Annotated in this window: 13 protein-coding genes and 4 pseudogenes; all 17 read left to right on the forward strand. The window is 31.2% G+C overall.

Annotation, left to right across the window (positions count from 1 at the left end; all coding sequences use genetic code 11):
- The first annotated feature begins 43 nt into the window (after positions 1–43).
- A complete protein-coding gene (hemF, locus tag JJC05_RS07580; RefSeq protein ID WP_105195961.1) occupies positions 44–949 on the forward strand; it encodes an oxygen-dependent coproporphyrinogen oxidase in 906 nt (301 codons plus the stop codon).
- A gap of 2 nt (positions 950–951) precedes the next feature.
- Entirely contained in the window at positions 952–1725 is a 774-nt protein-coding gene (locus JJC05_RS19120) for a DUF4421 family protein (RefSeq protein WP_235878693.1), read from the forward strand.
- On the forward strand, positions 1722–1985 hold the full coding sequence (locus tag JJC05_RS19125) for a DUF4421 family protein (protein ID WP_235878695.1): 264 nt from the start codon (positions 1722–1724) through the stop codon (positions 1983–1985). The genes JJC05_RS19120 and JJC05_RS19125 overlap by 4 nt, the downstream gene beginning before the upstream one ends.
- 16 nt (positions 1986–2001) lie before the next feature.
- Positions 2002–2996: pseudogene (gene hemB / locus JJC05_RS07595) on the forward strand (porphobilinogen synthase).
- A gap of 95 nt (positions 2997–3091) precedes the next feature.
- The gene (locus JJC05_RS07600) at positions 3092–3463 is read left to right on the forward strand and encodes a c-type cytochrome (RefSeq protein ID WP_088392344.1); all 372 of its coding nucleotides are present in this window, start codon (positions 3092–3094) and stop codon (positions 3461–3463) included.
- Between the two features lie 165 nt (positions 3464–3628).
- A complete protein-coding gene (locus tag JJC05_RS07605; RefSeq protein WP_088392319.1) occupies positions 3629–4099 on the forward strand; it encodes a methylated-DNA--[protein]-cysteine S-methyltransferase in 471 nt (156 codons plus the stop codon).
- 65 nt (positions 4100–4164) lie between these two features.
- On the forward strand, positions 4165–4878 hold the full coding sequence (locus JJC05_RS07610; protein ID WP_105195958.1) for a 3'-5' exonuclease: 714 nt from the start codon (positions 4165–4167) through the stop codon (positions 4876–4878).
- Positions 4879–4895: 17 nt separating this feature from the next.
- The gene (locus JJC05_RS07615; protein ID WP_105195957.1) at positions 4896–5504 is read left to right on the forward strand and encodes a hypothetical protein; all 609 of its coding nucleotides are present in this window, start codon (positions 4896–4898) and stop codon (positions 5502–5504) included.
- A gap of 55 nt (positions 5505–5559) precedes the next feature.
- A pseudogene (locus JJC05_RS07620) lies at positions 5560–7049 on the forward strand (spore maturation protein).
- Between the two features lie 497 nt (positions 7050–7546).
- Positions 7547–8817, forward strand: a pseudogene (gene serS / locus JJC05_RS07625) (serine--tRNA ligase).
- A gap of 105 nt (positions 8818–8922) precedes the next feature.
- Positions 8923–9639 (forward strand): tetratricopeptide repeat protein, encoded by a 717-nt coding sequence (locus JJC05_RS18140; protein WP_309597449.1) that lies wholly within the window; start codon positions 8923–8925, stop codon positions 9637–9639.
- Positions 9636–9896: a hypothetical protein gene (locus JJC05_RS18145; protein ID WP_309597450.1), complete on the forward strand. Its 261-nt coding sequence runs from the start codon at positions 9636–9638 to the stop codon at positions 9894–9896. Before JJC05_RS18140 ends, JJC05_RS18145 begins: the two co-directional genes overlap by 4 nt.
- 185 nt (positions 9897–10081) lie before the next feature.
- A complete protein-coding gene (locus tag JJC05_RS18150) occupies positions 10082–10318 on the forward strand; it encodes an outer membrane protein assembly factor BamD (RefSeq protein WP_309597451.1) in 237 nt (78 codons plus the stop codon).
- The gene (locus tag JJC05_RS18155) at positions 10284–10733 is read left to right on the forward strand and encodes a tetratricopeptide repeat protein (protein WP_309597452.1); all 450 of its coding nucleotides are present in this window, start codon (positions 10284–10286) and stop codon (positions 10731–10733) included. The genes JJC05_RS18150 and JJC05_RS18155 overlap by 35 nt, the downstream gene beginning before the upstream one ends.
- Positions 10734–10823: 90 nt before the next feature.
- Positions 10824–11135: a DUF4286 family protein gene (locus JJC05_RS07635; RefSeq protein ID WP_127823466.1), complete on the forward strand. Its 312-nt coding sequence runs from the start codon at positions 10824–10826 to the stop codon at positions 11133–11135.
- Positions 11136–11506: 371 nt separating this feature from the next.
- Entirely contained in the window at positions 11507–12286 is a 780-nt protein-coding gene (rsmA, locus tag JJC05_RS07640; RefSeq protein WP_088393893.1) for a 16S rRNA (adenine(1518)-N(6)/adenine(1519)-N(6))-dimethyltransferase RsmA, read from the forward strand.
- Positions 12276–13627: pseudogene (gene mgtE / locus JJC05_RS07645) on the forward strand (magnesium transporter). The gene rsmA and the pseudogene mgtE overlap by 11 nt, the downstream one beginning before the upstream one ends.
- Positions 13628–13645 lie beyond the last annotated feature (18 nt).

Raw genomic sequence — 13645 nt, forward strand, 5'->3', positions numbered from 1 at the left:
AATACAAGACACCTAAATCATATATCTTAAAATAAAAAAATTAATGAAAAATAAATTCTATACTTATATACAAAACCTGCAAGATCATATTTGCAAAGGTTTAGAGGATATAGACGGAAAAGCCAAATTTCGTCAAGATTTATGGGATAGACCCGAAGGAGGTGGGGGACGCACTCGTGTAATTGAAAACGGAGCTGTTTTTGAAAAAGGAGGAGTAAATATTTCCGCCGTTCATGGAACATTACCCGATACTATGCAAAAAATGTTTGGCGTTGGAGAAGCTGATTTTTTTGCCTGTGGACTAAGTCTAGTAATTCATCCTAAAAACCCAATGGTTCCAACTGTTCATGCAAACTGGCGCTATTTTGAAATGTATGATGAAAACGGAAATATTATCAATCAATGGTTTGGTGGAGGACAAGACTTAACACCATATTATTTGTTTGAAGAAGATGCAATTCATTTTCATAAAACATGCAAAGCAGCTTGTGATAAACACAATTCAGAATTTTACGCTCATTATAAAAAGAAATGCGACGAATATTTCTGGAATAGCCACAGAAATGAGGCGCGTGGTATAGGTGGTTTGTTTTTTGATTATTTAAAAACAACTGACACTATGTCTATGGAAAACTGGTACAACTTTGTTACAGAAGTAGGCAACAGTTTTTTAGATGCGTATTTACCAATTGTACAAAAAAGAAAAGATTTACCTTATACAGAAGCTAACCGTACTTGGCAAGAAATTCGTAGAGGACGCTATGTAGAGTTTAATCTTGTTCATGATAAAGGCACTTTATTTGGACTAAAAACAAATGGTAGAATTGAAAGTATATTAATGAGTTTACCTCCTCAAGTACAATGGATATACGATCACCATCCAAAAGAAAATAGCCCAGAAGAAAAATTGATAAAAATTTTGTCAAAACCACTAGATTGGTTAAAATAAATATGCGTAATTGGTTAAAATTCTTAATATTAATATACTATCCTGTTTCTCTTGCTCAAGAAAAAAAAGGAGAAATTGAGCATGCCCTATGGCATAAATATAATCGAGACTACCGCTTGAATTATTTTGATAAAATGATTCTAAAAGTAGATATTAATTCCGATGTAGACAACTTCTACATTCCTAAATTAAACTATACGAATAACAAAAAAAGCATTTTTTCTCCCGACGAAAAACTAAAACTTCGTTTTTCTTTTGATTATAAATTTTTAGGAATTAGTTATTCTTTTTCACCTGATTTTATTCCTGAATTAAACAATCAAAGAGCCAATACAAAAACGCTAGATTTAAGTTTTAAATTTTTTTATTCTGATCGTTTAAGACAAGAAGTAATATACAAAAAAGTAAAAGGATTCACTTTACGAAATCCCGATAATCAAAATCCAATTGAGGTTTTTGACGACCTAGAAATCAATACTATAGGAGGAAAAACCTTTTACATAACCAATAATAATTTTTCATACAGAGCTTACGAATCTCAAACAGAAAGACAAATAAAAAGTGCAGGAAGTTTTATCCCCTCACTCACCTATTTCATAAATAATTTATACACTAATAACCCCAATTCTTTTGAACAAAACTTAGAGCGAATAAAATCAGTCGATTTTATCCTCCAATTAGGTTATATGTATAATTATGTAATTAATAAAACTTGGTTTGCTACTGGAGGATTACATCCGGTATTGGGATTCATGATTCTAAAAACTATTATATGAATAATAACGAATCCATTATTATTGATAACAAAATCAAATGGAACTACAATTTAGATTTAAATTTTTCATTAGGTTATAATCAAGAAAATTTTTTTTCAGGCATTCGAGTTAATTACAAAAACTATCAATATGACAGTAAAGAGGCTGCTGATATAATGAATTCAAAAATAAATGCTGTTTTTTTTATTGGTTATCGCTTTAATGAAGTCAAAAAAGTTAAAAGAGTATTTGAAAAAATAGAAAATAAATTAGGTATATAATAAAAAAATAGAAAATATGTTTCCTATACACAGAGGTAGAAGATTAAGAGTAAACGAAGCCATACGAAATATCGTAAGAGAAACCAGCTTAAGCCCTGCTGATTTCATGTTCCCTATGTTTATAATGGAAGGAGAAAACACTAAAACAGAAATTCCTTCTATGCCGGGCATTTACCGTCGCACACTAGATTTAACGCTAGAAGAGGTAAAAGAATTATACGCATTAGGAATTAGAGCCTTAAATATTTATGTAAAAGTAAATGATAATTTAAAAGACAATACAGGTAAAGAAGCTTGGAATCCTAATGGCTTAATGCAAAATGCTATTCGTGCCATTAAAAAAACATGTCCTGAAATGATTGTAATGCCTGATGTGGCATTAGATCCTTATTCTATCTATGGACATGACGGGATTATAGAAAAAGGAGATGTAACAAACGATGCAACCAACGATGCTTTAGTTAAAATGGCTATTTCACATGCAGAAGCAGGCGCTGACTTTGTTGCTCCAAGCGATATGATGGACGGACGTGTATTACGTTTACGTCAAGGTTTAGATTCCGCTGGTTATCACAATGTAGGTATTATGAGCTATTCTGCTAAATACGCGTCTGCTTTTTATGGTCCTTTTCGTGACGCATTAGATAGCGCACCTAAAGAAGCCGATATAGTGGTCCCAAAAGATAAAAAAACCTACCAAATGGACTATGCAAATCGTATAGAAGCAGTAAAAGAAGCTTTGTGGGATGTAGAAGAAGGAGCTGATATGGTTATGGTAAAACCGGTATTGCTTATTTAGATATTGTTCGCGAAGTAAAAAATGCTGTCAATGTACCCGTTTCAGTATTTCATGTTTCAGGAGAATATGCCATGATAAAAGCGGCATCTGAAAAAGGATGGCTAGATCATGATAAAATCATGATGGAACAATTAATGTGTATCAAACGTGCTGGTGCTACTTTAATTTCTACTTATTTTGCTAAAGAAGCAGCCATACTATTAAACAAATAATCTAATTTGCTGCTTCCAAATGAATTAAGAAATCGTATCTCTTATTTTTTTAGCCTACTTTTACTTAATTTAACATGACAAATCTAAAACGAAATATGAAAAAACTATTAGTACCATTTATTATAATTTTCCTTTCGTGTAAAAAAGAAAATCAAGAAAATTTTGGCACATCAACATCCCAAATGGTTACACAAAAACCTGTTGATTTAGGTAAAGAAATTTTTGAAGGCAAAGGCGTTTGTTATACCTGTCATAAACCCGATATAAAAACAGTTGGTCCCTCTTTAAAAGAAATCGCCAAGTTATACAAGGAAAAAAACGGAAACATAGTTGCCTTTCTTCAAGAAAAAAACCAACCCATTGTAGATCCAAGTCAATATAATACTATGAAAGCTAATTTTGCTATTACCAAAAATCTTCCTGAGGAAGAGTTAAAAGCAATAGAAGCTTACATTTTAAGTTTTTAATAAAATAACCGTCTCATAATCAAAGTGAAGAAGCCACTAACATCCGACTCCTTCACTTTGTTTAAAACAACCAAAAGTTATTTTATCGCCACATAAGACACAAAAACAAACATCCTTAACAAAAAGAGGTTACTCTATATTGCTGAAAGATAAATTTTTGATCGTATGAAAACAGCATTTATTCACTCACCGTTAGGAATTACTAAAATAACAGGAGACCAAGAGGGTATTGTTGGTATTTCAATAATAACAGAAACTTATTTGTCTGAACAAATCCCCGAAGAACTTCTAGAAGCCGTGAATCAACTACAGGAATATTTTAAAGGAAATAGAACAAGTTTTTCATTTACCTTAAATCTAAAAGGCACTGATTTTCAAAAAAAAGTATGGCATGAATTACGTCAAATTCCTTTTGGTAAAACTATTTCTTATCTAGATTTAGCCAAAAAGCTAGGTAATGTCAAGGCTATTCGAGCTGTTGCATCAGCCAATGCTAAAAATCCTATTTGGATCGTGGTTCCTTGCCATCGAGTAATCGGTACCGATGGTTCTCTTACAGGCTACGCAGGTGGATTATGGCGTAAAAAATGGTTGTTAGATCATGAAAATTCTTTAAAGCAACAAACATTATTTTAATCCTCATTTTTTTTCTTTTTAATCGTAAATCTTTACTTTCGTATATACGGTCAAAATGGTTTAATATGCTAGACAAACTTCAAATTGAGAATATTTTATTTTTGGATATAGAAACGGTACCTGAACATGAAAACTTTTCTTCTTTAGACCCCGCACGCCAAGAATTATATGCTCTTAAAACACAATATCAACGAAAAGATGATTTTACCGTAGAAGAATTTTACGATCGAGCAGGCATTTGGGCTGAATTTGGTAAGATTATATGTATTTCAGTCGGCTATTTTTCTTTAAAGAAAGATATACGTCAATTTAGAGTCACCAGTTTTTGGGGTGATGAGATAAGCATTTTAAATGATTTTTCAAATTTATTAAATAATCATTATAGCCACACACAACATTTACTTTGTGGACATAATGCAAAAGAGTTTGATTTTCCTTATATAGCAAGACGAATGATTATTAATAAAGTTCCTATTCCTCAAAAATTAAATCTTTTTGGCAAAAAACCTTGGGAAGTCCCTCATTTGGACACTTTAGAATTATGGAAGTTTGGTGATTACAAGCATTATACATCACTAAAATTATTAACCACCGTCTTAGGCATTCCTTCCCCAAAAGGAGATATAGAAGGTAGTGATGTTGCTAAAGTATATTACCAAGATCAAGATATAGACAGAATTATATCCTATTGCGAAAAAGATGTAATAGCAGTTGCTCAAATCATCCTTCGATTACGAGGAGAGGATTTACTAATAGATGACGAAATTTTTGTTGTATAATACCCTCATAATTCTATATGCTTTACAAAAGAATCCTATTTATAATATTCCTTTCTTTCCTGAGTCATTATTGTAATGCACAGGATCCCATCATCCCTAACTCTGATAAAAAATACCGATTTATTTTTCAGATGGATAATCGTCTTTCTAGCTTAAGAGACAACCAAATTTCTATTTTAGGCGCAAAAATAGGTTTTCAATATAAAAACAAATTTCGATTTGGAGTAGGCACATCCTTTATTTTATCCCCCGTAAAAATCACTTACATTAATAAAAGAACCCAACTAATTAATGACAATAAAGTAAGTCTTTGGTATGGAAGCCTGTTTACTGATTGGATATTTTACAAAAATCCCAAATGGGAATGTTTTCTAACAGAACAAATAGGTTTTGGAAAACCTAGTTTTGTTCGAGAAATAAACGATGATATTGTTCGGAATACTAATATTTCTTTATACGTAAATGAAATTTCTGGACAAGCAAATTATAAAATTTTAAAATGGATAGGATTAGGAGCTGGTATCGGATATCGAAATATTTTAAACTCAAAAGCTGCTTTAAAGACCACTTTTGACGCTCCCATTTATATTGGAAAAATAATACTTTATCCCGAAAATATTTTTTGATTTATTACTTTTACACCCTTCATAAAGTTATTTTACTTATTTTTAAAAAAGAGCTATGGTTTTAAGCAGATTTTGGTTAGCAATTTTTATATCGTCTATATTTTTTATCGTTATAAATCTTTTTAATGGAGGTAGTTATAGTACAGATTATATTTTAAATGGAAAAAAAGACGATCCTATCTTACTATCTGAAAAATATTTAGAGCAAATCCCTAAATTTATAGCAGATAGTATTAAAAAAATCCTGAAAAAACAGTCGTTATCAACAGAGACACTCTTGACTCAGACACTACTTACATTTATAAAAACAAAACCGTTAAGTTATATAGCGGCATCCAAAAAGCAGACGGATTACTTCCCACTTGCAAAAATAGTTTACTAGATCTCATTATTCCGTTAATTGCCTACCTAGCCTTCTTTTGTGGATTAATGGAATTATTAATTATTTCTGGTGCTTCTGAAAAATTAGCTCAAAAACTAAGTCCTTTTTTTGCACAAGTATTCCCTTCAGTTCCCAAAAATCATGAATCTATATCATATATGACACTAAATTTTGCTGCTAATTTTTTAGGTTTAGATTCCGCTGCTACTCCTTTTGGTCTTAAAGCAATGGAAAGTTTACAAACACTAAATCCTAATAAAGATAAGGCCAGTGATGCCCAAATTATGTTTATGTGTCTACATGCAGCAGGTCTTACCCTTATTCCTACTTCCATTATTGGATACAGAGCAGCCGAAAATGCAGCAAATGCCGCAGATGTCATGCTTCCTTGTATCATTACATCATTCATTGGTACAATAGCTGCTTTACTGATAGTTGGTATTCGTCAACGCATCAATTTTAAAAGTATAAGTTTACTAGCCGCTTTAATGGGAACCATAGGAGCCATTATAGGGTTATTATTTTACATCAATACACTGGATTTAATAGAAAAAAACGCTTTTACTGGTAATTTATCTGGATTAATGCTCATAATCATTATAGGATTTACCCTCATATTTTCTTTTATTCATGAAAAGAAATTTACTTTGGCTAATACGACCATTTTTGACACTTTTGTTGATGGCGCACGTAACGGATTAAATACGGGAGTAAAAATATTTCCTTATGTTATGGGAATGCTAGTTGCCATATCTTTTTTTAGAAATAGTGGATTATTTGAAATAGTAAGTAATGGCATTCGATTTTTATTTGGTCAAATAGGAGTCAGTAAAGAAATTACAGACGGACTTCCCGTTGCTCTATTACGACCATTTAGCTCTGGAGGTTCACGTGGTTTTATGATAGATGCCATGCGAAACTCAGGCGTAGATTCTTTTACAGGGCGATTAGTTTGTATTTTTCAATGTAGTGCCGAAACCACATTTTATGTAATAGCCGTATATTTTGGTTCTGTTAATATTAAAAATACACGCTATACTTTAGGAACAATGCTTTTAGTTGATTTTATCTGCGTACTAGCAGCTATTATTGTTGCAACCTTGGTTTTTTTAATCTACTATAAAGTTACTAAAACAAACCATGAGGCTATTTATTTTTTTTAGGATAGCCTCATGGTTTCGTCTATTTTTAACCATTTTACATTTTCCTTCTATTTTACCACACTTTCTTTATCTTATCTCTTTTTTACACCCAGATTACAGGATAAGCTTTATGATGAAGACAAAATACATGGTTTTTTAGTATAATACTAATTTTAACCCTGATTACGCCTTAGAGATTTTAAAAAAACATATTTTACTGATTATTAGTACTATATAAAATTACGAACTAGAATTATCAAACAAATAAACCTTCTATTTCAGTAAGTTATAAAATTTATTTTTTATAATGCGTAATCTGGATTTAATACATTAAGGCAAAAAAGGGCTTTTTAGAATCAAAGCATGTTTATTTGAAATAAATTTCTAAAGGTATGATTTGGATTTAAAAAAAACCTAAGATATTTTTTATTCTATATTAATTTCTAAAAAATAAATGTTTTAGATTAAGGAAAGCTATAATAGAATTTTTAAATTTGCGATTGTTAAAATTTATTAGTATGTTACAAATAGCAGTTATTAGAGAAAACCAAGCAGCCGTAATCAACGCTTTGGCAAAAAAAAAATAGATGCCGCAGCCCTGATAGAAAATGTGGTAGCTCTTGACGAAAAACGTCGTGCTACTCAAGTAGAGTTAGATAATGTATTGGCGGAATCTAATAAATTGTCCAAAGAGATCGGAGCTATGATGAAAGCAGGTGAAAAAGCCAAAGCAGAAATCATTAAGGAAAAAACGACTCAATTACGTGATGAAAGTAAAGAACTAACAGAAACGTTAAATAGTATTACGGAAGAGCTAACCCAACAGCTATATCTGTTACCTAATACTCCCGCTGAAATTGTTCCTGAAGGAAAAACAGCAGACGATAACTTAAATGTTTTTCAAGAAGGTGAAATTCCTAGCTTACATGAAGGCGCTTTACCGCATTGGGAATTAGCTAAAAAATATGATATTATTGATTTTGAGTTAGGGACTAAAATCACAGGTGCTGGTTTTCCTGTTTATAAAGGAAAAGGAGCTAAGTTACAACGTGCTTTAATCAATTACTTCATTGATAAAAATACAGAAGCCGGATATAACGAAGTACAAGTACCTCATCTAATTAATGAAGCATCAGGCTACGGAACAGGACAGTTACCTGATAAAGAAGGACAAATGTACCATGTAGGAATTGATGATTTATATTTAATTCCAACTGCGGAAGTTCCTGTAACCAACTTATACCGCGATGTTATTTTACAAGAAACCGAAATGCCTGTAATGGTAACAGGATATACACCTTGTTTCCGTCGCGAAGCTGGTTCTTATGGCGCACATGTTCGCGGCTTAAATCGTTTGCACCAATTTGATAAAGTAGAAATTGTTCGTATTGAACATCCCGATAATTCTTACCAAGCTTTAGATGGAATGGTGGAACACGTAAAAGAAATTTTACGAGAGTTAAAATTACCATATCGTATTTTACGTTTGTGTGGAGGTGATATGAGTTTTGCCTCAGCATTAACCTATGATTTTGAAGTATTTTCAACAGCACAAGACCGTTGGTTAGAAATATCTTCAGTATCTAACTTTGAAACCTTTCAATCGAACCGCTTAAAATTACGCTTTAAAGGGAAAGATGGAAAAACGCAATTAGCCCATACTCTAAATGGTAGCTCATTAGCTCTACCTCGTGTATTAGCTGGAATTTTAGAAAACTATCAAACACCAGAAGGAATCATAATTCCAGAAGTATTAAGAAAATATACTGGTTTTGATATTATAGACTAAACTATATAGTAATTTATTATAATGTACTAAAGTGACTAAATTATTGTAACTTTAGTACATTGTTTTTTTAGATTAAATGAAGAAAATAATCCAAATACTATTATTTTGGCCTTTATTAGTTGTAGGCCAAGTATACACGGTAACACCACCACCGGAGGAACGCCGCAAGTCAATGTACCTCAAAATAATAATCCCAATGAATACTTGGCTCAAAATTATTTTGACCGTGGCGAGTTTGATAAAGCGGTTCTTATTTATGAAGAATTACTCAAAAAACAACCTAATAATTATCCTTTTTTTCAAAAATTAGTTGCGTGCTATCAACAATTAAAACAATTTGAAAAATCAAATGTGTTAATACAAGAAAAACTAAAAAGAACAAAATACCCCAATTTATATGTAGAGTTAGGATACAATTATCAACTCCAGAAACAACAAGATTTAGCCGAAAAAAATTACAAAATAGCAATCGGTAAAATAAATGAAAACCCTAACAATGTATACAGCATTGCACGGGAGCTAGAACAAAAAGTACTGCTTACACAAGCTGTAGAAGCCTATACATTAGCGCAAAAACTAAATCCCGAAGCTAATTTTAATTATCAAATAGCCCTATTACAGGGACAATTAGGCAATATTGACTCCATGATTGAATCATTAATAGATTATGCCTACAAATTTCCTAACAATCTCGTATTAGTACAAAATCAGCTTAATCGTTTTTTAACAGAGGATCATAGCAAAACCTTTGCAGACACTTTACGAAAATCATTATTGTTACGTACTCAAAAAATCAAGATCTATTTTGGAATGAGTTCATGAGTTGGTTTTTTATCAACCAAAAAGAATACAACAAAGCCTTTATACAAGAAAAAGCAATTTATCGTCGTAATCCTGAAAGCTTTAACAATCTATTTCATCTAGCACGATTAGCTTCACAAGAAAAAGAAACAGATACGGAACGCGAAATCTTAAATTTTATACTCGAATACACTACTCAACCCGATATTCAACTAGAGGTTAATTACAACTTATTAAAAATAGATATTGATCGTGCTAAAAAGAAGAATATCCTTTAATTTTAGACAAACTCAATAAACTTTTAGTTGACTTTGGAACAGGTTCTAATACCGTTAAAATTCAAATTTTAAAAGCACATTTTGAAGCTTTTTACTTAAAACAATTCGAAAACGCTAAAACTTTATTATTCAAATCGCTACAGTTACCTTTAAATCAATATGCTTTAGCCGACGTTAAATTAGAATTGGCCGATATATTACTTCTAGATGAAAAATTTAATCAAGCTATTATTTATTATGCACAAGTTGAAACTGAATTGGAAAATAATGAAATAGCACATGATGCCCTTTTAAAAATGGCAAAAGCAAGTTACTATAAAGGCGACTTTGAATGGGCTAAAAAGCAATTTGAAGTATTAAAATCATCTACTTCTCAACTTATTGCAAATGATGCTATGCAACTTTTTTTTACTTATATCTGATAACACGGTAGAAGACTCAACCCAAATAGCTTTAAAAAAATTTTCAAGAGCTGATTATTTAACTTACCAAAACAAACAAACCGAAGCTTTGGAAGCTTTTAAAAAGATTTTAATAGAACATAAAGGAGAAAGTATTGAAGATGATGTGTTATTAAAAATAGGAGCATTGTACACCAACAGGCAAGAATATACTGAAGCATTAAACAACTATCAACAAATTATTGAAAAGCATTCAGAAGAAATTTATATAGATGAAGCGTTGTTTTTTAGTGCCGAAATTTTTAGAAAACACCTCCAACAACCCGATAAAGCCAAAGAATTATATGAAAAAATTATTCTAAACCATCCCGATAGCATCTACTTTGTAGAAGCGCAACTAAATTATAGGAAACTAAGAGGTGATAGTAATTTATAAAAGAGTGTATAAGCCTTCATCCGTTTTGATTATCTTTGCATAAGTAAACTTCTAGATTTCTAAACATATAACCTCATAATTTTTTTTAAAATGATCATATATAATGTTACTGTAAATATTCATGAAAGTATTCATGACCAATGGTTAAATTGGATGCAAACGAAACATATTGCAGAAGTAATTGGAACGGGTAAATTTACATCCGCTAAAATGGTAAAAGTTTTAGTAGAAGAAGAAATGGGCGGAATAACATACGCCGTTCAATATTTTACAGACAGTAAAGAAACTTTACAACGTTACTATGATGAAGATGCACCTCGTTTACGTGAAGAAGGATTACAGCTTTTTGGCGATAAAATGTTAGCATTTAGGACTGAATTAGAAATCATTTCAGAACATTAAAAGTTGCTATATTTTTTTACTAATAAAAAAAGAACAAATAACTATGCAAAACGTTTTTAAAACAATCAAGAATTAAATACGTCTTTGTGCATATCAAATATCAAAAACAGGTAAATATATTTCTTGTAAAATATAAAACTGAAAATGATAGAAAATTGAAATACGAAAATTTTATAATTCGCTCAACTCAATAGTAATAACTATAGAGCAAGAAAGCTAATGATAAGAAGAGCTTTAAACTTTTAGAAGACATTCAGCAGTTGATTTTGGATTAAATACAAAGCAAAATTTAAGAATGGTAAATTAACAAGTCTAATCTCAATCTGAAATGTTTTACGTGTTAAAAAACGTAAAACTTGAAATAAAAAACAATGGATAAAGTAAGAGCAAAAAAACACCTAGGTCAGCATTTTTTAAATGATGAAAATATTGCTGGAAAAATAGCTGATGCACTCCGCTTACAGGGCTATAATAAAGTATTAGAAATAGGCCCGGGAATGGGAGTTTTAACCAAGTATCTTCTAGAAAAACCCATTGATACTTATGTAATCGAAATAGATACAGAATCAGTAGAATATCTTCAAACACATTATTTAAAACTATCTAATAGAATTCTTTCAGAAGATTTCTTAAAGTTTGATTTAACCAAAATTTTCGGGAATGATTCTTTTGCTGTGATTGGTAATTTCCCTTATAATATTTCTTCCCAAATTGTTTTTAAGGTATTAGAAATGCGCAATCAAATACCTGAATTTGCGGGCATGTTTCAAAAGGAAGTAGCAGAACGTATTTGTGAAAAAAAAGGAAGTAAAGCTTACGGTATTCTTTCTGTATTAACACAAGCCTTTTATGAAACAGAATACCTATTTACTGTTTCAGAATTTGTTTTTACACCTCCTCCTAAAGTAAAGTCAGGTGTTATGCGTATGCGCCGTAAAGAAAATGCTCCGTTACCTTGTAATGAAAAATTATTCTTTAATGTGGTAAAGACAGCTTTTAATCAAAGAAGAAAAACATTACGAAATAGTTTAAAAAGCTTTAATCTTTCGGATAATTTAAGAGAAGATAGTATCTTTGACCTTCGCCCAGAACAAATATCAGTAGAGCAATTCATAGAACTCACTCAAAAAATTGAAGCAGATGGAGTTTAAAATTACCCCAGAATTCATCGCTCAAATAGAGCATTTAGTAAATGAAAACCGTGCACAGGAATTAGAAAACTTGTTGCAGGATATCCACTTTGCAGATATTGCTGAAATTTTAGATGAATTAGATGAATATGGGGCTAATTATGTTTTTAAAATATTAGATTCTGAAAAAACAGCGGATGCTCTTTTAGAGCTAGATGACGAAGTACGTATAAAAATTCTTAAAAATCTTTCTGCTAAAGAAATTGCGGAAGAAATAGACGAATTAGATACAGATGATGCTGCTGATATCATTGCCGAATTACCACAGTCTAAAAAAGAAGAGGTAATTTTAAAATTAGAAGATGTTGAACACGCTAAAGATATAGTAGAATTACTCCGTTACGACGAAGACACCGCAGGTGGTTTAATGGGTAAAGAATTAGTAAAGGTAAATGAAAATTGGAATGTACTAACTTGTGTAAAAGAAATGCGTATGCAAGCAGAACATGTTACACGAGTACACTCCATTTATGTTGTAGATGATGAAGATCGTTTAAAAGGGAGACTTTCTCTAAAAGACTTACTAACCACATCTACCAAAACACCTATTAGCGAAGTATATATCAAAAAAGTAGATTATGTAAAAGTAGATACAATGGATACTGAAGTAGCACGTATCATGCAAAAATATGATTTAGAGGCTATACCCGTTGTAGATGAAATGGGGCGTTTAGTAGGACGTATTACTATTGATGATATAGTAGACGTAATTAAAGAAGAGGCTGATAAAGATTATCAGATGGCGGCAGGTATTTCACAAGATGTTGAGGCAGATGATAGTATTTTAGAGCTTACAAGAGCTCGTTTACCTTGGTTAGTTTTAGCACTTTTAGGAGGTTTTGTAAGTGTTCGTGTTTTAGGCTTATTTGAACCTGCTATGAAAGAACACCCTCAATTATTCTTTTTACTCCTTTAATTGCTGCTATGGGAGGTAATGTAGGGGTACAATCGTCTGCTATCATTGTACAAGGTTTAGCTAACAATTCTATTAGTGGAACTGTTTTACAACGTTTATTAAAAGAACTATCCCTAAGTTTATTAAATGGTTTAATACTTTCTATCATCTTATTATTAGGAAGTTACTATTTATTAGGTTTTGAAATTCATATCGGATTAACGGTTACTACAGCTTTATTATCCGTTATTGTAATTGCTTCATTAATAGGAACTTTCATTCCTATTATTTTAAATAAAAATGGTATTGATCCAGCCCTTGCTACAGGCCCATTTATCACAACAAGTAATGATATTTTAGGCATTTTAATCTATTTTACTATTGCTCGACTTATTTTAGGTTTTTAAACTTCTTATATTTGAAGA

The sequence above is a fragment of the Flavobacterium davisii genome, assembly GCF_019565505.1.
Lineage (GTDB): Bacteria > Bacteroidota > Bacteroidia > Flavobacteriales > Flavobacteriaceae > Flavobacterium > Flavobacterium davisii.

Bases quoted from the DNA above. Each gene is read 5' to 3' on its own strand.
- JJC05_RS18155 (WP_309597452.1), top strand. From the start codon at position 10,284: ATGATGCTATGCAACTTTTTTTTACTTATATCTGATAACACGGTAGAA.
- JJC05_RS18145 (WP_309597450.1), top strand. From the start codon at position 9,636: ATGAGTTGGTTTTTTATCAACCAAAAAGAATACAACAAAGCCTTTATA.
- hemF (WP_105195961.1), top strand. From the start codon at position 44: ATGAAAAATAAATTCTATACTTATATACAAAACCTGCAAGATCATATT.
- JJC05_RS07600 (WP_088392344.1), top strand. From the start codon at position 3,092: ATGAAAAAACTATTAGTACCATTTATTATAATTTTCCTTTCGTGTAAA.
- rsmA (WP_088393893.1), top strand. From the start codon at position 11,507: ATGGATAAAGTAAGAGCAAAAAAACACCTAGGTCAGCATTTTTTAAAT.
- JJC05_RS07635 (WP_127823466.1), top strand. From the start codon at position 10,824: ATGATCATATATAATGTTACTGTAAATATTCATGAAAGTATTCATGAC.
- JJC05_RS07610 (WP_105195958.1), top strand. From the start codon at position 4,165: ATGCTAGACAAACTTCAAATTGAGAATATTTTATTTTTGGATATAGAA.
- JJC05_RS07615 (WP_105195957.1), top strand. From the start codon at position 4,896: ATGCTTTACAAAAGAATCCTATTTATAATATTCCTTTCTTTCCTGAGT.
- JJC05_RS19125 (WP_235878695.1), top strand. From the start codon at position 1,722: ATGAATAATAACGAATCCATTATTATTGATAACAAAATCAAATGGAAC.
- JJC05_RS19120 (WP_235878693.1), top strand. From the start codon at position 952: ATGCGTAATTGGTTAAAATTCTTAATATTAATATACTATCCTGTTTCT.
- JJC05_RS07605 (WP_088392319.1), top strand. From the start codon at position 3,629: ATGAAAACAGCATTTATTCACTCACCGTTAGGAATTACTAAAATAACA.